This window comes from Stenotrophomonas sp. S39 (genome assembly GCF_016624665.1).
Taxonomy (GTDB): domain Bacteria; phylum Pseudomonadota; class Gammaproteobacteria; order Xanthomonadales; family Xanthomonadaceae; genus Stenotrophomonas.
This window is the reverse complement of record NZ_JACVTT010000056.1, coordinates 1-19,802: the sequence shown is the minus strand read 5'-3', so window position 1 is coordinate 19,802 and position 19,802 is coordinate 1. Positions and strand designations below refer to the sequence as shown.

Annotated in this window: 14 protein-coding genes; 6 read left to right on the top strand and 8 right to left on the bottom strand. The window is 68.6% G+C overall.

All coding sequences use genetic code 11. From position 1 onward, the window contains the following. Positions 1 to 16: 16 nt before the first annotated feature. From IAE41_RS14545 to glyQ, 4 genes are all read right to left on the bottom strand, one after another. Positions 17 to 3,877, bottom strand: coding sequence for a translocation/assembly module TamB domain-containing protein (locus IAE41_RS14545; RefSeq protein WP_200733595.1), 3,861 nt, complete (start codon positions 3,875 to 3,877; stop codon positions 17 to 19). Further along, positions 3,874 to 5,670, bottom strand: coding sequence for an autotransporter assembly complex family protein (locus IAE41_RS14540; RefSeq protein ID WP_200733594.1), 1,797 nt, complete (start codon positions 5,668 to 5,670; stop codon positions 3,874 to 3,876). The genes IAE41_RS14545 and IAE41_RS14540 overlap by 4 nt, the downstream gene beginning before the upstream one ends. 229 nt (positions 5,671 to 5,899) lie before the next feature. Then, positions 5,900 to 7,975 carry a glycine--tRNA ligase subunit beta gene (gene glyS / locus IAE41_RS14535; protein ID WP_200733593.1) on the bottom strand — a complete coding sequence of 692 codons (2,076 nt, stop codon included), beginning with the start codon at positions 7,973 to 7,975 and terminating at the stop codon, positions 5,900 to 5,902. Positions 7,976 to 8,057: 82 nt separating this feature from the next. Beyond that, positions 8,058 to 8,969, bottom strand: coding sequence for a glycine--tRNA ligase subunit alpha (gene glyQ / locus IAE41_RS14530; RefSeq protein WP_079224358.1), 912 nt, complete (start codon positions 8,967 to 8,969; stop codon positions 8,058 to 8,060). An 83-nt stretch (positions 8,970 to 9,052) separates the two neighbouring features. Between glyQ and IAE41_RS14525 the strand changes: the two genes are divergently transcribed. Genes IAE41_RS14525 through IAE41_RS14515 form a run of 3 tightly spaced genes read left to right on the top strand, consistent with a single transcriptional unit; the run spans position 9,053 to position 12,546 of the window. Next, positions 9,053 to 10,882: a GspE/PulE family protein gene (locus IAE41_RS14525; protein ID WP_200733592.1), complete on the top strand. Its 1,830-nt coding sequence runs from the start codon at positions 9,053 to 9,055 to the stop codon at positions 10,880 to 10,882. After that, a complete protein-coding gene (locus IAE41_RS14520; RefSeq protein WP_200733591.1) occupies positions 10,854 to 11,597 on the top strand; it encodes a glutamine amidotransferase in 744 nt (247 codons plus the stop codon). Before IAE41_RS14525 ends, IAE41_RS14520 begins: the two co-directional genes overlap by 29 nt. A gap of 43 nt (positions 11,598 to 11,640) precedes the next feature. Then, positions 11,641 to 12,546, top strand: coding sequence for a BPSS1780 family membrane protein (locus tag IAE41_RS14515; protein ID WP_267911405.1), 906 nt, complete (start codon positions 11,641 to 11,643; stop codon positions 12,544 to 12,546). Positions 12,547 to 12,626: 80 nt separating this feature from the next. Here IAE41_RS14515 and tatC read toward each other — a convergent pair whose 3' ends face one another. From tatC to IAE41_RS14495, 4 genes are all read right to left on the bottom strand, one after another. Continuing rightward, on the bottom strand, positions 12,627 to 13,376 hold the full coding sequence (gene tatC / locus IAE41_RS14510) for a twin-arginine translocase subunit TatC (protein WP_079224364.1): 750 nt from the start codon (positions 13,374 to 13,376) through the stop codon (positions 12,627 to 12,629). Then, positions 13,373 to 13,843: a Sec-independent protein translocase protein TatB gene (gene tatB / locus IAE41_RS14505; RefSeq protein WP_200733590.1), complete on the bottom strand. Its 471-nt coding sequence runs from the start codon at positions 13,841 to 13,843 to the stop codon at positions 13,373 to 13,375. The genes tatC and tatB overlap by 4 nt, the downstream gene beginning before the upstream one ends. 15 nt (positions 13,844 to 13,858) lie before the next feature. Beyond that, positions 13,859 to 14,086 carry a Sec-independent protein translocase subunit TatA gene (tatA, locus tag IAE41_RS14500; RefSeq protein WP_108759268.1) on the bottom strand — a complete coding sequence of 76 codons (228 nt, stop codon included), beginning with the start codon at positions 14,084 to 14,086 and terminating at the stop codon, positions 13,859 to 13,861. Between the two features lie 74 nt (positions 14,087 to 14,160). Next, positions 14,161 to 15,045 carry a YSC84-related protein gene (locus tag IAE41_RS14495; protein ID WP_079224369.1) on the bottom strand — a complete coding sequence of 295 codons (885 nt, stop codon included), beginning with the start codon at positions 15,043 to 15,045 and terminating at the stop codon, positions 14,161 to 14,163. A 165-nt stretch (positions 15,046 to 15,210) separates the two neighbouring features. Here IAE41_RS14495 and hemH point away from each other — a divergent pair, with 165 nt between their 5' ends. The 3 genes from hemH (at position 15,211) to IAE41_RS14480 (ending at position 19,428) form a co-directional block, all read left to right on the top strand. Then, a complete protein-coding gene (gene hemH / locus IAE41_RS14490) occupies positions 15,211 to 16,173 on the top strand; it encodes a ferrochelatase (protein WP_079224371.1) in 963 nt (320 codons plus the stop codon). Continuing rightward, entirely contained in the window at positions 16,170 to 17,015 is an 846-nt protein-coding gene (locus IAE41_RS14485) for an alpha/beta hydrolase (RefSeq protein ID WP_079224373.1), read from the top strand. The genes hemH and IAE41_RS14485 overlap by 4 nt, the downstream gene beginning before the upstream one ends. A 310-nt stretch (positions 17,016 to 17,325) precedes the next feature. Then, complete coding sequence (locus IAE41_RS14480; RefSeq protein WP_200733589.1) at positions 17,326 to 19,428, top strand: methyl-accepting chemotaxis protein; 2,103 nt, start codon at positions 17,326 to 17,328, stop codon at positions 19,426 to 19,428. The last annotated feature ends 374 nt before the right edge of the window (positions 19,429 to 19,802 follow it).

Genomic DNA, 19,802 nt, shown 5'->3' with positions numbered 1-19,802 from the left:
GCAGCCGGCGACGGGGTCATTTCTCGCGGCGCCAGTTCAGCGAGCCGCGGTTTTCCACCGTGCTCGATTCCACTTCCACGTCGAAACCGCGGCGCAGCAGGTACTTCAGGGTCAGCACCGAACCGGCGCCCACCATCGACACGCCGTAGCCGACGTACAGCTTGGGCGAGATGTATTTGCCGAAACCGATGACCGAACCGCCCAGCGCGCGCGACTGGCTCACGCCGGCATCGTCCAGGCCCAGCTTGGCGCCCAGCTGCGAGGCCAGCAGGCCGCTGCCGGCCGACAGCGCCGCCGAGGCCGCGGTGACCTGCTGGGTCTGGTCGGTACTGGCGTTGGTCAGGCTGCGGCCCAGCACCAGGTAGGCCAGCGCTTCGGACTGCGACATCGCCGGGTCCGACCACACGTCCGCGCGCGGCTGCTGCGCGCGCCCGGTCACGTCGATGCCGGCGGTGACATCACCGATGCGGCGTTCGGCGCGGATGTTGATGCGCGGATCGGAGACGGCGTTGTAGTTCCAGTTGAGGTTGCCGCGGGTGATGGTCAGGTCCTGGCCGTAAGCCTTGTAGCGGCCGCTCACCTCAAGCCCGCCATTGGCGGTCATCTCGCGGCCGGGCTTGGCCCACACCTGCATCTTGCCGGTCAGCCCGCCCTTCAGGCCGAAGCCGGTCATCTTCACCTTGTCGCCCAGGCTCACCGTCAGGTCCATGTCCAGCGGCGAGGTGCGCGACTCCTCCGGGTCGGCCGGGTCCAGCACCACCACATCCTCGGACACCGAGGTGCCGCGGTCCAGGCGCTCCAGGTCGATATCGGCCTCGGGCACGTTGACGGTGCCGCGCAGCTCCATCGCCGCCTTGGCCAGGGTGAAGTCGAGATCGGGGTTGGCGACGATGCGCAGTTCGCTGGTGTTGGACACCAGCACGTTCTCGCCGTGGATCTTCAGCTGCAGCGGCTGCGCATCGCCGAACCAGGACAGGCCACCGTCGACGTACAGCGTGCCCTGGCCCGAGTTGGCCTGCGCGGTGATCTTGGCCGAGCCATCGGGCTGGGCCACGAAGCTGCCCTTGCCCTGGTCGAAGGTCAGGCCCAGCGCCGGGAATTCACCCTTGAAGTTGCTCAGCGTGGCATCGCCGCCCAGCGAAGGCTGGCCGCGCGTGCCGCGCAGGCTCACGTGGCCTTCGATCAGGCCGGTGGGGCGCACGATGTCCGGCGAGAACAGCTCCAGCCAGTACAGCCGCGACATGTTGAGGTAGAGCTCGCCGTTCAACGGCGCGCTGGCCTCCCAGCCGGTCTGCATCTTCGCATCGACGAAGCCGTTGCCCTGGAAGCCCAGGCCCAGGTAGCCCTTGATGCTGGCCGGGGTCATGTCCAGCTTCAGCGAGAACTGGTCATAGCGCACCAGTTCGCCGCGGGTGCTGTCGGTGCCGGCGTTGCGGATCTCGCCCAGGCGCACGCCGCCTTCCTTCGAGCGCACTTCCACGTGGCCTTCCCAGGCATTGCCGCGCGGGCGGATCTGCGCGTCCAGGCTGACATCGCCACGCAGGTAGATGCGGCGGCCCGACTGCGGCGGCAGCCACGGCTGCACCAGCGACAGCGGCAGCGCATCACTGCGCACCACCACGCCCTCACGCGGCCAGTTGGCCTGCGCGCACAGCGCGCCACCGCCGGTGGTGGCCAGGCAGGCTTCGGACAACGTGTAGGTGCCGCCGTTGATGGCGAAGGTCGCCGGTGCCCGCAGCGACCACGCATCGCCCTTCATCGGTGCGATGCGCAGCGCGGCCAGTTCCCCGCGCCACTGCGTCCCCTGCTGGCGCACGCTGCCCTGCAGGTCGATCGCGCCCATCTCGTTGCGCGTCTGTGCGGCCAGGCGCAGGTTGGAAACGCTGCCCTGTGCATCCACGTTCAAGCGCTCTAGCAGCATGCCCGCGTTGACCTGCTGGCCCTGTACGGCCAGCGTGCCGCTGTCGCCACGCCACGGCAGGTGGCCCTTGATGCTCAGGCTTTCGGCGCCGTAGCCATCCCAGTTGAGGTTGTTGCCGACCAGGTCGGCGGTGATGTCCGGCGCATCGCGCGGGCCCTTCACCTGCACCTGGCCGCGCAGGCCGCCATCGGCGCCGGGCAGCAGGTCGCTCAGCTGCAGCGGCTCGAAGCGTGCGTCGACGTCCAGGCGGTCACCCACCTTGCCCGACGCGGTCACCCGGCTGCTGCCCACGGTCAGCTTCAGCTCGCCCTGGCCCTGTTCGCCCTGCAGGGCGAACTTGCCCTGCGCGTCGACGTTGCGCTGGCGCAGCGTGCCCTTCAGCGACGGCAGGTCCACCGTCGCCTGCAGCGTGCCGGTGGTACCGGCCGGTGCATTGGCCGGCGGCGGCAGCTGCTGGCCCTTGGACGCAAGATTGCCGGACAGCCGCCCATTCCAGCCCGGCACGAAATAGCCCGGGTCGAAATCCTTCAGCGTCGCCTTGGCATCCCAGTCCAGCTGCGGCGACCAGGCCACCTGGCCTTCCACCTGCAGCTGCCCGCCCGGGGTCTGTGCCTGCAGCTGGTGGATCTGCGCGGCCTTGTCATTGCCACGCACGTCGAAGCGCAGCTGTGCCTTCTGTTCCTCGCGCTGCACGTCGGCACGGCCGATCGCGGCCCAGGCCTGCAGCGTGCCGGCCAGGCCGAAGCGCGCTTCCTTCAGCGTCACCGGCACCGGTGCGCTGCCGGCGGTGTTCGGGTCCGGCGCCGGCACCCAGGTCAGGTTCTGCGCGATCACCGAGAAATTGAGCTTCTGCTGGTCTTCCTGGCTGAAATCAGCGGTGCCTTCCAGGCGTGCTTCGCCGCCCAGGCCCTTCACTACCAGCGGTGAAACCTTCAGCACCTGGTCCTGCAGCGAAACCACCGACGGCGCCAGCTCCAGTTCCTGCTCGCCCTGCTTCACCCGGCCGTGCAGGTTGGCGTTGCCGCCCTTGCCCGAGGCGGTGAAATCCAGTGCCAGCGGCGCGATGCCTGAGGTCGCCAGCGCCGGCGACAGCAGCGCCAGGTCCAGCTCGTCGCTGCGGACCGTGGCATTCCAGGTCGGGTCGGTGCGGCCGTCGAACACCAGCATCGCCTTCAGCGGCTGCGGTGCACGGCCGGCCACGGCCACTTCCATGTGCGCCAGGTCGCCACGCGCCACCAGGCCCAGGGTCGCGGCGGTGCGTCCACGCGGTGCCGGCAGCACGGCCGTCACGGTCACGTCGGTGTCGTAATCCTTGGCCGGGATGTAGCGGCCCTGCGCGGTGAAATCGCCCATGTCGCTGGCCACGACCAGCTGCCGGGCCTGGAATTCACCGTTGGCGATCTCGATGCCGCCGCGCACGCGGCTGATGTCGATCACCGGTTCGTTGGCCTGGCTGATGCGGAACCCATCGATGGCGATGACATCGGCCTGGATCGCCAGCGGCATCTCGATCTGCGGCAGCGAATCGGGCCACGATGGCAGCTTGAACGGCTCATCGCTCTTGGCCAGGTTGAGCGTGGCGTTGGTCAGTTCCAGCTTGTCCAGCTGCAGCTTGCGGCCCAGCAGCGGGCGCAGGTCCGGCTCCAGGTGCGCGCGTTCGGCGTGGAAGTGGATGTCGTCGTAGCGGAAATCGACGTTGTACAGGGTCAGCGGCCCGGCCACCGGGCCGTCCGCTTTGTCCCAGGTGAAGCTGGCGCCCACCGGCAGGCGCGCCACCACCTGGGCCAGCAGCACATCGCGGCCGGCCACGGTCTGCAGCAGCCAGTACACGGCCAGCAGTGCCAGCAGCACCAGGCCGATCACGCCCAAGCCCGACCATGCCCAGAAACGGCGGCGGCGGTAGAAACGCACGCGCGGCGGCGGCGGAGTGCGGGTGTCCGGGGTCTGCGCGCTCACAGGTCCGCTCCGATGTTCAGGTACAGCTGGAACTGCGAATCAGGGTTGTTCAGGCCGTGCGCGATGTCCACGCGCACCGGCCCCACCGGCGATTTCCAGCGCACGCCGAAGCCCACGCCGGTATGCAGGTCGATGGTGTTGTCGAACGCGCTGCCGGTGTCGACGAACACCGCCGCACCCCACGGGCCGCCCTTGAAGTAATGCTCGTACTCGGCCGAGCCGACCACCAGGTTCTTCGCGCCGAGCGCGTACTTGTCCGGGGCCGGCGTGCGCGGGCCCACTTCACGGAAGGCGTAGCCGCGGATGCTGCGGTCGCCACCGGCGAAGTAGCGCAGGCTCGGCGGCATCGCCACCAGGTCACTGGTCCATGTCGTACCGCCTTCGCCGCGCAGGATCAGGCGATCGCTCTGGCCCACCGGGATGTACCAGCGCAGCACCGCGTTGGCCTGCACGAAGCTGGTATCCGAACCGGCGCCCTCGATGCCGCCGCGCAGGGTGGCGGTGCCGCTGATGCCGCTGCGCGGGAACAGCGGATCGTCGACGTTGACGTAGTCGGCAACCAGCTGCGGGTAGACCAGGGTCGAGGTGTTGTAGACCGCATTGGTGAACTCGGTGCCCGAGGCGTAGCGCCAGCGCTCGCGCAGGGCGTTCATCGAGGCGATGGCGGTCCAGTTCTCGTTGATCTGCCCGCTGCGGCTGGCGATCAGCTTGAAGTTGCGCAGGTCGATGTAGTCGGTCTGCTCATCGTAGGCACTGGCGGTGAACCCGTACCAGCCATCGAGCCACTTGAACGCCGGCACGCGGTAGGTGCTGGTCAGGCTCTTGCGCTTCTGCGCATAGTCCAGCTGGGTGTTCATCTTGTGGCCGCGGCTGTTCACGTAGCGCCGCTCGATGCCGCCGCGCACACCCGCGCCACTCTCGCTGCCGTAGCTCAGGCCCGAGGTGTAGATGGTGCGCTTGGCCCGGGTCAGCTTCACGTCCACCGGCACTTCGCCGTTCTCGTCGGCCTGGTCGGGCCGCGGCTGGATGTCGATCACGCTGAAGTAATCGAGCTTGGTCAGCGACTCGCGCAGGCGGTCCAGCTTGCCTTCGTGGAAGTAGCTGCCCTGTTCCCAGTACACCAGCGGGTCGAACAGCTTGTCGACGAAGTAGTCCTGCTCGAACGTCACCGGGCCCATGTTGTAGCGGCGGCCGCTGTCCCAGGTCAGGTCGATGTCGGCAGCGTTTTCCGCGCGGGTGACCTGCACCTGACGCTGGGTGTAGTCGGCATCGAAGTAGCCACGCTCGGCCAGGCGCCGGGTGATGGTGATCTTGCTGGCTTCGTACTGGGTGTGTTCGAAGCGCTGGCCCTTGCGCGGCTTGAATGCGGCCAGGTCATCCTGCAGGTACTGGTCGTACATGGCAGGGCCGGTGATGTCGATGTGCTCGCGGCGCACGCGCACCGGCTCGCCCTTCTCCACCCGGATATGCACCTGAACGCGCTCGTCCTGGCGGGGCGCTTCCACGGTGATCACCGGGTTGTAGTAGCCAAACGGCTCCAGCGCCTCGCGGGTCTGCCGCTCGGCCTGCGACAGCAGGTATTCCAGCCGCGACTCGCCCTGTTCCTTGCCGATGGTGTCGTACAGCGTCAGCGATTCCTGGATGTTCTCGATGATCGCGGCGTCGTCGCCCTTGTCCAATCCCTTGATGTCCACCTTGTCGATCGTGCCGCGCGCATGGGCCACGGACATGGTGGCCAGGGTCAGGACCATCAGCGGGAGGGCGTATTTCTTTGGCTGCATGCGGCACAGCATACCGACCGCGCGTGACGATGCGAAATGCAGCGCACGAATGGGGATCGGTTGTTAAGTGGCAGTCAAAATGCGCGTCTTTATGCGCCTCATCTGCACGAAAAACGGTAGTGCCGGCCGCTGGCCGGCAACCGTGGGACATGCCGGCCAGCGGCCGGCACTACCCACCCATCCACGCCATGCGTGCCCTTGCCTGGTAGATCCACGCCATGCGTGGATAGGCGCACCCCGATCAGCTCGACAGGTGCTCGATCGCCGCCACCTTGCCCAGGCGCTCGCCCAGCATCGTCAGCAGCGCCAGGCGGTTGCCACGCAGGGCCGGGTCTTCGGCATTGACCATCACGCCATCGAAGAACGCATCGACCTGCGGGCGCAGGCGGGCCAGGCGCGCCAGCACGGCCACGTAGTCCTTCTGGTGCAGGCTGGCGCCGGTGTCGTCGATGACCGCGGTGACCGCTTCGGCCAGCGCGCGCTCGGCGTCTTCCTGCAGCAGCGATGCGTCGATCTGGCCCGGAATGTCGCCTTCGGCCTTGCGCAGGATGTTGCGGATGCGCTTGTTGGCCGCGGCCAGCGCCTCGGCTTCCGGCAACGCGGCAAACGTGCCGATTGCGTCAAGGCGGCGGTCGAAGTCATACAGCGAGGCCGGCTTCAGCTCGGCCACCGCGTTGAAGTGCGTGGCCGGCACGCCCTTGTCGCTGTAGTAGCCCTTCAGGCGGTCGAGGATGAAGTCGTACAGCTCAGCCACGTCGGCCTGCACGTTGCGCGCGGCCAGGCCGGCGTTGGCGCTGGCCAGCAGCGCGCGCAGGTCCAGCTCGAAGCCGCTCTCGATGATGGTGCGGGCCAGGCCCAGCGCGTTGCGGCGCAGGGCGAACGGGTCCTTGTTGCCGGTCGGCTTCAGGCCCGCGGCAAAACCGCCGGCCAGCGTATCGACGCGTTCAGCAATCGCCAGCACCTTGCCCGGCACCGACAACGCGATGTCATCGCCACCGAAGCGCGGCTGGTAGGCCTCGTCGATGGCCAGCGCCACCTCGGGCGATTCGCCACCGGCCACGGCGTAGTGGCGGCCGGCGATGCCCTGCAGTTCCGGGAACTCATTGACCATGCGCGACTGCAGGTCGTTCTTGGCCAGCTGGGCGGCACGCTTGGCCAGCACCGGGTCGGCACCGACCTGCGCCGCGATCACTTCGGCCAGCGCCGACACGCGCGCCACCTTGTCGGCCACGCTGCCCAGCTTGGCCTGGTAGGTCACCGTCTTCAGGCCCTCGCCCATCGATTCCAGGCCCTGCTTCAGGTCTTCATCGAAGAAGAACTTGGCATCGGCGAAGCGCGGGCGGATCACGCGCTCGTAGCCCTTGGCCACTTCGGCCACGTCCTTCGATTCGATGTTGGCGATGCCGATGAACTTCTCGGTCAGCTTGCCGCTGTCATCCAGCACCGGGAAGAACTTCTGGTTGATCTCCATCGTCTCGATCAGCGCTTCCTGCGGCACGGCCAGGAACGCGCGCTCGAAGCTGCATAGCACCGCCGCCGGCCATTCGACCAGGTTCACCACCTGCTCCAGGTTGTGCTCGGTGATGCGGGCGCTGCCACCGGCCTGGCCAGCAGCGGCCTCGACCTCGGCCACGATGCGCTCACGGCGCTCAGCCGGGTTGACCAGCACCTTGGCCGCGCGCAGCGATTCCACGTAATCCTGCGGCTGGCTCAGCCACACGGTCTTGTCATGGTGGAAGCGGTGGCCGCGGCTCATGCGGTCGGCCTTCAGGCCGAACAGCTCGGCGTCCACCACATCGTTGCCGTGCAGCAGCACCAGCCAGTGCGCCGGGCGGGCGAAGCCCCAGTCGTGGTCGCCCCAGCGCATCGGCTTGGGAATCGGCATCGCAGCGATGGCCTCGCGCAGGATCTCCGGCAGCAGCGCAGCGGTGCGCGCACCCGGGCTCACCGCACGGTGCACGAAACGCTCACCCTTGTTGTCGCTGGTCTTTTCCAGCGCAGTCCAGTCGATCCCGGCCTTGGCCGCAAAGCCCTGCAGGGCCTTGGTCGGCTGGCCTTCGGCGTCCAGCGCGATGTTCAGGTACGGGCCCAGCACTTCGCTGCGCTGCTCGGGCTGTTCCAGGCCGACGCCGGGCAGCAGCACGGCCAGGCGGCGCGGGGTCGACAACGGGCGGGCATCGCCCAGTTCCAGTTCAACGCCACGCTTGCGCAGGCCGTCGACAACGCCATCGAAGAAGGCCTGGGCCAGGCCCGGCAGCGCCTTGACCGGCAGCTCCTCGGTGCCCAGTTCGATCAGCAGGGGGGACAGTTGGCTCATCGTTTCAATCCTGTGGTGGGGGCGCAGCGCGCGACGCGGCCGGCGCCCCGGGGCAATGGGGTGTTGGAAAGCAGCGCGGCCGTCAGGCCTTCTTCGCGCCCGGGAAACCCAGCTTTTCGCGCTGCTCGTAGTAGGCCTTGGCCACCGCCTGGGCCAGCGCGCGTACGCGCAGGATGTAGCGCTGGCGTTCGGTCACGCTGATCGCGCGGCGCGCATCGAGCAGGTTGAAGGTATGGCTGGCCTTCATCACCTGTTCGTAGGCCGGCAGCGGCAGGTTCACTTCCACCAGCTTCTGCGCCTCGCGCTCGCAGGCGTCGAAGCGGTGGAACATTTCTTCCACGTCGGCGTGTTCGAAGTTGTAGGTGCTCTGCTCCACCTCGTTCTGGTGGTACACGTCGCCGTAGGTCACCGGCTGGCCGTCCGGGCCGTAGGTCCAGACCAGGTCGTAGACGTTGTCGCAGTTCTGCAGGTACATGCACAGGCGCTCGAGACCGTAGGTGATCTCGCCCAGCACCGGGCGGCACTCCAGGCCACCGGCCTGCTGGAAGTAGGTGAACTGGGTCACTTCCATGCCGTTGAGCCAGACTTCCCAGCCCAGGCCCCAGGCGCCCAGGGTCGGCGATTCCCAGTTGTCCTCGACGAAGCGCAGGTCGTGCACCAGCGGGTCGATGCCCAGCGCCTTCAGCGAATCCAGGTACAGCTGCTGGATGTTGTCCGGCGCCGGCTTCATCGCCACCTGGTACTGGTAGTAGCGCTGCAGGCGGTTCGGGTTCTCGCCGTAGCGGCCGTCGGTGGGGCGGCGCGACGGCTGCACGTAGGCCGCGTTCCAGCCTTCCGGGCCGATCGCACGCAGGAAGGTGGCCGGGTGGAACGTACCGGCGCCCACCTCCAGGTCGAGCGGCTGGATGAGCACGCAGCCCTGCTGGGCCCAGAACTGGTTCAGGGTCTGGATCAGGCCCTGGAAGGTGATCGGAACGGTCGGGGTCGCGGACATGCGGACGATTCTTGGCCGGCAGAGGGGTGCGCTAGTATAACGGCCGACCTGCGGGGCATTCCGTACCCGGGAGGAGCAGGCAGATGGAACACCGGCTGCCGGCAGGCACGCCCGGGGCACCGCCCCCGTTGCCGCCAGGGCGCCTGCAGTTCGAGCAGGTGGCCGCTGCCGCACTGGCCGATGGCCTGATCGCCGAGCGTGACCGCGACCGCGTGCGCTTTTCGGCACAGGGCGCGCGCAACGCCAGCGAAGTACACCCGCTGGTGCTGCTGTCCAACCTCAAGCTGGCCGCCAGCGAGGGCGGCGAGCTCAGCCTGGAACGGCTGACCGAATGGCTGGCCCGGCGCACCGGCTGCCGCTACCTGCGCATCGACCCGACCCGCGTCGACGTCGCCTCGGTCACCGCCGTGGCCTCGCACGCCTATGCCCGCCGCCACCGTTTCCTGCCGCTGGCGGTCGACGCCGAGCGCGTGCTGGTGGCCACCAGCGAACCACTGGCGCAGGAATGGCGCCGCGACCTGCAGCACCTGACCCGGCGCCAGATCGAGCTGGCGATGGTCAACCCGCTGGATCTGCACCGCTACACGATGGAGTTCTTCGGGGTCACGCGCTCGGTGCGCGGGGCCCGCGGCGACGTGCGCGGCGAAGCCAACACCACCCTGCCCAGCTTCGAGCAGCTGGTCGAGCTCGGCCGGGCCGGTGACGTCAACGCGGATGACCAGCACATCGTCCACATCGTCGACTGGCTGCTGCAGTACGCCTACGAACAACGCGCCTCGGACATCCACCTGGAACCGCGCCGCGAGATGGGGCGCATGCGCTTCCGCATCGATGGCGTGCTGCACAAGGTGTTCGAGGTGCCGCCAGCGGTGATGACCGCCGTGGTCAGCCGCATCAAGGTGCTCGGCCGCATGGACCTGGCCGAGCGCCGGCGCCCCCAGGACGGCCGCATCAAGACCCGTTCGCCCGGTGGCCGCGAAGTCGAAATGCGCCTGTCGACCATGCCCACCGCCTTCGGCGAGAAGTGCGTGATGCGCATCTTCGATCCGGACGCGGCCTTCAAGAGCATCGACCAGCTCGGCTTCAGCCCGCAGGAGGCCGCCGGCTGGAGCGCCCTGGTCGAGCGCCCGCACGGCATCGTGCTGGTCACCGGCCCCACCGGTTCGGGCAAGACCACCACCCTGTATTCCACCCTGAAGCGGCTGGCCACGCCGGACGTGAACGTGTGCACGGTGGAGGACCCGATCGAGATGATCTCGCCGGAGTTCAACCAGATGCAGGTGCAGGCCAACATCGACCTGGACTTCGCCAGCGGCGTGCGCACCCTGCTGCGGCAGGACCCGGACATCATCATGATCGGCGAGATCCGCGACCTGGAGACCGCGCAGATGGCGGTGCAGGCCTCGCTGACCGGCCATCTGGTGCTGTCCACGCTGCACACCAACGATGCGGCCTCGGCCATCACCCGCCTGCTCGACATCGGCGTGCCGCATTACCTGCTGGCCAGCACCATCAACGGCATCCTGGCCCAGCGCCTGGTGCGTACCCTGTGCCCGCACTGCAAGCAGCCGCACACCCTCGGGCCCTCCGATTGGGCGGTGCTGGCTGATAGCCATGCTGCATATCCAGATGCCGCCACGCCCTGTCGGCCGGTCGGTTGCCTGGAGTGCCGGCGCACTGGTTTCCTCGGCCGCATCGGCCTGTATGAGTTGCTGCCATTGGGTTCGCGGCTGCGCAGGCTGATCCGCGCGGACATGGATCTGGCCACGTTCGGCCGTGCCGCACAGGCTGAAGGACTGCGAACCCTGCGCCAGGCGGGGCTTGAAAAGGTGGCGCAGGGGCTGACTACAATCGAGGAAGTCCTGTCAGTCCTGCCGCCCCCGGATGAATCCAGCACCGTTCCTGATCCTTGAAACCGGCCGCCCGGTGCCGTCCCTGCGGCGCTACGGCCGTTTTCCGCACTGGATCCGCGTCGCCGCCGGGCTGGAAGAACACGAAACGGTGGTGGTCGACGTCGAGCACGGCGACCACCTGCCCGACGCCCGCGCCTTTGCCGGCGTGCTGGTGACCGGCTCGGCCGCCTACGTCACCGATCAGGCCGAGTGGAGCGAGCGCAGCGCCGCCTGGCTGCGCCAGGTGGCCCACGATGGCCTGCCGGTGTTTGGCATCTGCTACGGCCACCAGCTGCTGGCGCATGCGCTCGGCGGCGAAGTGGCCTACAACCCGGCCGGGCGCGAGTCGGGCACGATCGAACTGGCGCTGGACCCGGCCGCCGCCGAGGATCCCCTGTTCGGCGGCCTGCCCAGCCACTTCCCGGCCCACGCCACCCACCTGCAGACCGTGCTGCGCGCACCCGAGGGCGCCGCCGTGCTGGCGCGCTCGCCGCTGGATGGCTGCCACGCCTTCCGCTGGGGCCGCCAGGCCTGGGGCGTGCAGTTCCACCCCGAGTTCGCCACCCACCACATGCGTGGCTACATCCGCGCCCGCGCCGACTGCATCGGCCGCCACGGCGGCTGCGCACGCAGCATCGAGCGCGCGGTCAGCGCCGCGCCCCTGGCCCGCCAGCTGTTGCGCCGCTTCGTCCGCCAGGCCCGGTCTTCAGGTGCGGCCGGCGCAAAACAGGGATAATCCGCGACAGTAGGGCCGCGTGCCCTCCACCTGATCCCTTCGGATGTCCATGAAAGAGATTCGCAAACTGCCAGCTTCATCGGGCGCCCAATGGTTGCTGGACACTTTCACCATGTACGGTCGCGCGCCGCTGCAGCTGGCACGGCTCGGCCTCCTCGGAATGGCTGTCACCTGGCTGGCAACCCTGCTGGCGGTGCTGTTGCCCAGCGTCATCGGCCTGGTGGTACAGGTCCTGTCACTGGCCATCGCACCACTGCTGATCGGCGGAATGCTGTACGCCGTGGGCGAGATCGACCATGGTCGCGAGGCAACGGCGTCGCACCTGCTGCAGCCGATCCGCAACCACCGCGTCAGCCACCTGCTGGTGCCGATGGCGATCTACGCGCTGGCCATCATCCTGCTGGGCGCGCTGCTGTACTTCATGATCGGCGCCGAAGGCTTCAAGGCCTTTGGTGATGTCTGGGGACAGATGCAGGAAGTGGCCAGGAGTGGCCAGCCCATGAGCGAACAGCAGACCATGGCGCTGATGGCCGACCTGCCAGTCAAGCGCATCCTGCTGTGGCTGGTGCTGGTGACCGTCGCGCTGGTGGCGCTGGTGATGGCCATGTTCACCCAGCCGGCACTGGTGGTGTTCGACCGGCAGAGCGGCATGCACGCGCTGCGCCTGAGCCTGCAGGGCTGCATCGAGAACATCGGCGCGGTGCTGGTGTTCAGCGTACTGGGCCTGATCACCCTGTTCTTCGCCTACCTCGGCCTCACCATCCTCACCGCCATCGCGATATACGTGGCTGGGCCGATGTTCGCTGCATTCGTCGGCCAGGTCATCACCTATACGGTGTTCCTGCCGCTGTACATGGGCGCGATCTACGCGGCCTGGAAGCAGATGTTCGCGCACCGCGGCCGCGTGCAGGAAACAGCCGACACCGGCAGCGACGTCTTCCACGCCTGACCTGCACCTGGGTAGATCCACGCCATGCGTGGATGAAACGGACCAACGCGCAACGCCGGGCCATGCCCGGCGTTCCCGTTTCAGGCTGCGGGCTTCTTCACCACTGAAGACGGCACCAGCCAGCGCGCGGCGTGGATGCCCAGCTCGTACAGCAGGCACATCGGGATCGCCAGCATCAGCTGCGACACCACGTCCGGCGGGGTCAGCACCGCCGCCAGCACGAAGATGCCGACGATCGCGTAGCCACGGCCTTCCTTGAACTGCTGCGGCGTCACCCAGCCCAGCAGCACCAGGATCACCATCGCCACCGGCAGCTCGAAGCTGCCACCGAAGGCGAAGAAGATCGCCAGCACGAAGTCCAGGTAGGCGTTCGCGTCCGGGGTGATCGCGATCACTTCCGGGCTGAAGGTGGTGAGGAAGTGGAATACCGCCGGCAGCACCAGGAAGTAGGCGAACGCACAGCCGGTGTAGAACAGCAGCACCGACGACACCAGCAGCGGCACCGCCAGGCGCTTCTCGCGCGCGTACAGGCCCGGTGCGACGAAGGCCCACAGCTGGTACAGCAGCCACGGCACGGCCACGAACAGGGCGACGAAGCAGGTCAGCTTCAGCGGCGCGAAGAAGGCACCGGCCGGGTTGGTGGCGATCATCGTCTGCCCGTTCGGCAGCTGCGACACCAGCGGTTCGGCCAGTGTGTTGTAAAGCTTCTGGGTGAACGGCAGCAGGCCCAGCAGCACCACGCCAAAGCCCAGCAGTGCGCGGATCAGGCGCGCGCGCAGTTCAACCAGGTGCTCGACCAGCGAGCTTTCGCCGAAATCATGTTCGCTCATGGCTGGCGCTCCGGCGGAACGGGCGCATCGGCCACGTTGGCGGGCGCATCGGCGGAAAAGTCGGTAGAGGTGGGCGGCATCGAACCGCTGTCCTGCGCCGCTGCGGGCACTGCGGGGTCTTCGGCCAGGTGCGGCGGCGTCTGCGCCGGGGCCGGCGCGCGCACTTCCCGGGCCAGGTCATCGCCCTGCTGCTGTGCTTCGCTCGCCTCACGGCGCACCGCTTCGCCGCTGGCACGCAGCTGGTTCTCGGTGTCCTGCATGCCCTGCCGCACGTCCTGCATGTGCCGCTTGATCTCCTCGGCCTGCAGTTCGCGCTCCAGTTCCTGCTTCACCGAATCCCACTGGTTGCGGGCGCGACGCACCCACAGGCCGGCGAAGCGGGCCGCCTTGGGCAGGCGCTCGGGACCGAGCACCACCAGGGCGACCACTGCAATCACCAGCAGTTCGCTGAAACCAATATCAAACACCGCAACCGCTCCGGATCAACGCGCGTTGCGGTCGTGCTCGTCCTGCGCGGTGCGCGAGGCGTCCTGGCTGCGCGACTCGTCGCCCAGCTGCGCCGACGGCTTGTCGTCGTCGCGCATGCCCTTCTTGAATTCCTTCACCGCCGAGCCGAGATCCTTGGCGCCACTGGTCAGCCGCTTGGTGCCGAACACCAACAGAACCACGGCCAGGACAATCAACCAATGCCAGATGCTCAAACCGCCCATAAAGACGCTCGTTACGTAGTGATCAGGCTGTCGAGCATAGCGCACCGGCTGTAAGCCGGCGCGCGTGACGAAAGTCAGTTGCCGCCCAGCGTCTCGGTACGGATCTCACCGTCGCCGACCGGCTGAAAACCCTGCTGCTGCGGCGGCGGGGTCTGCGGCATGTTCTGCAGCGGCGCGGTGGTCGCTTCGGCCGGGGCCGGGACCGGTGCCTGAACAGGCGCCTGGACCGGCGGCGGCGGGGCGCTGGCCGTGCTGCCGTTGCCGGTGCGGTTGTTGCGGGCGGCGTAGGTCGCCTCTTCCAGGCGGTCACGGAAGGCGACCACGTCCATCGACGGCGCACCGGCGGCTCGCCCTTCGAAGATCATCCGCGGCGTGGTGTTGCTGCCGTAGGCATCGAGGTTGGCGGCATCGTCGATCTGCAGGACCGCGCCATCCAGGGCGACGCCGGCGAACAGGCCGCGGGCACGCGACCACGACCAGATCTCGGCCTTCAGCTGGCCATCGGTGGCGGCGGCCGCGTTGCGGCCCACCGGACCGGCGGCCACGCCGGCATCGGCGCCCAGGGTAAACTTGCCGTTGACCAGGTTGTCCAGGCTGCGGTCGTTGCGGAACACCAGCACCACGTCGGAGGACTGCACGCCGGCCTGGAAGCCGATGCTGCCGCCGGTGAGCTTGATGAACACCGGGTTCGACCACGCGCCATTGGGCATGCGAACCGACATCAGGCCGTGGCCACGGCGACCACCGATGACCAGACCGGCCTTGATCGTGTCGGGAATGACGATGACCGCGCGGCCTTCGTCGAGCAATTTGTCCGGAATGCCCTGCTCGGGAATTTCCTGGATTTCAGCCAGCACACGCACCGCATTGCGGGCGCGCTGGTCTTCCTGCGGTCCGGCCATGGCCTGGCTGGACAGCAGGCTGGCGGCGATCAGCAGGGCTTGGATCGGGCGACGCATGGCGGGCTCCAGAAGTCAGTCCATAGGAAGATATAGCAAGTGACTGAAATTAGTAGCGTTGTCATGAATATCCAATGAGCGCGGCCCATTCGGATAAACCCCCTGCATCGATACGATCCAAACCCTGCATCCCGGCGCGGCGTCGGATCGGCGACAATATCGACCATGCTCGACGCACCCGATACCGCCGTGCTGGCGGTCAACCTAGGCACGCCCGAGACGCCGACGGCTCCCGCCGTACGCCGTTACCTGGCTGAATTCCTGTCCGACCCCCGCGTGGTCTCGATTCCGGCGCTGCTCTGGCAGCCGCTGCTGCGCGGGCTGATCCTGCCGTTGCGCAGCGGCCGTTCAGCGGCGAAGTACGCCCTGGTGTGGCTGCCGGAAGGCTCGCCGCTGATGGTGCATACGCGCCGCCTGGCCGAAGCCATGCAGGCGCTGCTGCCCAATCTGCGGGTGCGCCATGCCATGCGCTACGGCGCGCCCGCGCTCACCGCCGAGCTCGACCGCCTGGCCGCCGAAGGCGTGCGCCGCATCGTCGTGCTGCCGCTGTACCCGCAGTATTCGACCACCACCACCGCGTCGATCGAAGACCGCGTCGATGCGTGGCAGCGCCGCCACCCCGGCATCACCATCAGCCTGGTGCAGGATTACTCGGTCGACCCGGACTGGGTCGCCGCCGTCGCCGGCTCCATCCAGCGCTACTGGCAGCAGCACGGCCGTGGCCAGAAGCTGGTGTTCTCCTTCCACGGCATCCCGCAGCGGCTGGCCGATGCCGGCGATCCGTACCCGCAGCGCTGCGAAGCCAGCGCGCAGGCCATCGCCAAGGCACTGGGCCTGGCCGCCGACGAATGGCAGCTCGGCTACCAGTCGCGCTTCGGCCGCGAACGCTGGCTGCAGCCCTACGCCGAGCCCAGCCTGTGGGCACTGGCCGAAGCCGGGGTGAAACAGATCGACGTGGTCTGCCCCGGTTTTGCCACCGACTGCCTGGAAACACTGGAAGAAGTGGCGATGGGCTTCACCGAGACGCTGGCCGAGCGCGGCGCGCAGATGCGCTATATCCCGTGCCTGAATGCCGAGCCCGAACACGCCCGCGCCTTGGCACGCCTGGCCGTGGCATCGCTGGCATGAGCCTGCAACCGTTCGCGATGGACATCGCCGGTGCGCGCGTGGCCGGCCTGCGCGGTGGCCACGCCGGCGGTACCCGCGTGCTGGCCTTGCATGGCTGGCTGGACAACGCCGCCAGCTTCGTGCCGCTGGCCCCGCACCTGCCCGATCTGGACCTGGTGGCCATCGACCTGCCTGGCCACGGCCACAGCGCACACCTGCCGGCGGGCGCGGTCTACACCACGCCGGCAGCGATCACCCACGTGCTCGATGTCGCCGACGCGCTGGGCTGGGACCGCTTCACCTTGATGGGCCATTCGATGGGTGCCGGCATCGCCAGCCTCACCGCGGCGGTCAGTGACCGCGTTGAGCGTTTGATCGCCATCGAAGCACTGGGCGGCCTGCGCGGGCCGGAAGAAGAAACCGCCGACCGCCTGCGCGAGCATGTGACGGCCACCCGCGCCCTGGCCCGGAAGCAGCTGCGGGTATTCCCCGAACTGGCCGCGCCGATCCGCGCGCGGATGATGACCAACCAGCTCAGCGAGGGCTGTGCCCGCCTGCTGGTCGAGCGCGGCGTCGAGCCGGTCGAAGGCGGCTACCGCTGGTGCAGCGACCCGCGGCTGATGCTGCCCACGGCCATCCGCCTCAGCGAAGGGCAGATCGACAACCTGCTGCAGGCCATCGCCTGCCCCACCCAGGTCATCTACGCCACGCCGGCACAGTCCTACTATCCCGAGCCGGGTCGCAGCCAGCGCCTGCAGCACCTGCGCGATGGCCGCCTGGCCGTGTTCCCGGGCAACCACCACCTGCACATGGAACAGCCGGCGCAGATCGCCGAGGTCATCAACGGCTTCCTCGCCAGTTGATGGCGATGCTCCAACGCAACGGCGGCTGAGCGAGGACGGCCGCGCGCGCTTCACTCCCCGCGCGCACGGCCGATAGAACAGTTGCGGGCCCCTGCGCCCGCTGTACGCGGGCCCGGTCGGGCCTGCGGCTGTTCGTGGTCCTGCAAGGAAGCCCGCATGCCTGTCTGTCCGCACCGCCGCCCACAGGACGTGGCCCCGGCGCCTGCCATCCGCACCTTTTCCCCCTGCGCAATCCTGGCCCTGCCATCGCCACGCCGTCGTGCGTGCCGGTACGCGGGGCCGTTGCCGTTCGTTGATCCAGGAGTCGTCGATGTCCGTTGCATCCCCCCGCCCGCCCGACCAGGGCCGCCTTCCCTACCTGCAGCAACTGGCACGGCGTGGTGACCGCCGCCTGCTGCTGGGCAGCGCTGCCATGGCCCTGCTCGGGCTTGGCGCTGCATTGAGTGGCCACGGCGGCCTGGCCGGCGTGCTGGCGGCGGCCGTGCTGGTGCCCGCCGCGTGGCTGGGCGGCCCGCACGCGGGCAGGGCGCTGGCCCGCAACGGCCTGGCCGTGATCGTTGCCACCCAGCTGGCCCTGCTCTGCCACCTCGGTGGTCTCAACCCGGCCTTGCCGATCGGCCTGCTGCTGGCCGCGCTGCTCGGCCACCGTGATCGCCCGCCGCTGTGGCTGGCCGGCGCGGTCGGTGTGATCGCCCTGCTGCTGCCGCTGCTGCAGGGCGCGGCGATACTGCCGGCCGTGCTGCACGCCGCAGCGCTGGCCGCGCTGGCCATCGTGCTCGGGCAGACCGCAGCACGCCTGCGGCAGCAGAGCGAAGCGCTCGGCCATGGCCCGCAGCGACTGGCTGCGCTGGCCCGCGCCATCGCCACCGGCGCCGACCTGTCCGCGCACAGCAACGTGCAGGAGTACGCCGCAGGTTCGCTCGCCCATGCACTGGCCGATACCGCCCGCCACGTGCAGGCGCAGCGGGAGCGGCAGGCACAGGCGCATGCGGACAACGCGCAGATCCGCCAGGCACTGGATGTCTCGCCCACGGCGATGATGATCGCCGACAACGACCACGTGATCCGCTACGTGAACCGTTCGGTGGTGGCCCTGCTGCGCAACCAGCAGGCGACGCTGCGCCAGGCCTTCCCCGATTTCGATGCCGAGCAGCTGGTCGGCAGCAGCATCCATCGTTTCCACGCCAACCCCGAGCGCATCCGCGCCATCCTCAACGGCCTGCAGGTCACCCACAACGGCAAGATCCAGATCGGGCCGGTGCATTTCGTCCAGGTCGTCACCCCGGTGTTCGATGCCCAGGGCACCCGGCTCGGCTTTGCCGTGGAATGGCAAGACCGCACCCATGAGCTGACGCTGGAAAACGCCGTGGCCGGCATCGTCGCGGCCGCGGCCGCCGGCGACCTCGAACAGCGCCTGCAGGCCAGCGAGGGGGCCAGCTTCCTGGATGGCCTGACCGGTGGCATCAACCAGTTGATGGCCACGGTGGGTGGCACGGTCGAAGAGGTTCGACAGATGCTGGCCGCACTGGCCCGTGGTGAACTGGACCGGCGCATGGAAGGCGAGTACCACGGCGCCTTCGCCGCCATCCAGCGCGATGCCAACGCCACCGCGACCCAGCTGGCGCGCATGGTCGGCCGCATCCAGCGCAGTGCCGGGGCCATCCGTGGCGCCGCGAGCGAGATCGCCGCCGGCAACGATGCCCTGTCCGAGCGCAGCGAGCGCCAGGCAGCGCATCTGCAGGAAACCGCGGCGTCGATGGAGGAGCTGACTGCCACCGTGCGGCAGAATGCCAGCCATGCACGCCAGGCCAGCGATCTGGCCGCGACCACACAGGACGCGGCGAACGACGGCAACCAGGCGATGCAGCGGGTGGTCGACACCATGCAGGCCATCGAGGCGGCGTCGCGGCGCATCGGTGACATCACCGGCGTGATTGATGGCATCGCCTTCCAGACGAACATCCTGGCCCTGAACGCCGCCGTCGAAGCTGCCCGTGCCGGGGAACAGGGGCGTGGCTTCGCCGTGGTGGCCAGTGAGGTCCGCGTGCTGGCCCAGCGCTCGGCGGCGGCCGCGCAGGAGATCAAGAAACTGATCGACGAAGCCGGCCGTGAAGTGGGGGCCGGCGCGCAGCTGGTGGCCGATGCCGGGCAGCGCATGCAGGGCATCGTGGGCGGCGTGCAGAGCGTGAGCGCGTTGATGCAGGAGATTTCCGCCGCTTCGCAGGAGCAGTCCAGCGGCATCGAGCAGATCAACCAGACGGTCGTGCAGATGGACCAGGCGACGCAGCAGAACGCGGCCCTGGTGGAGGAAGCCACTGCCGCCGCACGCGAGCTGCAGCTGCAGGCGGGCACGTTGAGTGAAGCGGTGGCGGTGTTCCGCCAGCAGGAAACGCGGGACGTGGCGCTGGCCTGAGGCCGGGCAGTTGCGATGGGCGGGTGCCAACCCTGGTTGGCACCTTTGCCTTTCGCGGACGCGGTTGCCGCGCCTGTGCTTGTGCCTGCGCCGGCCAACGGCCGGCACTACCGCGTTGCGTGGATCTATATAGGGCTACCCCATCCACGCGCACCGGTGCTCTGGTAGATGCCAACCTTGGTTGGCACCGCCGTTCCTGCAGGCGCGGGCGCCGCGCCTGTGCCGGCCAGCGGCCGGCACTACCGGTGTTGCTCCGTGCAATCCATGGGTGCGGCGTGATCAATCACGCGCAAAGAAAAAACCCCGCTGCGTGAGCAGCGGGGTTTTGGGTATAAACCCTGGCGATGACCTACTCTCGCATGGCTTGAGCCACA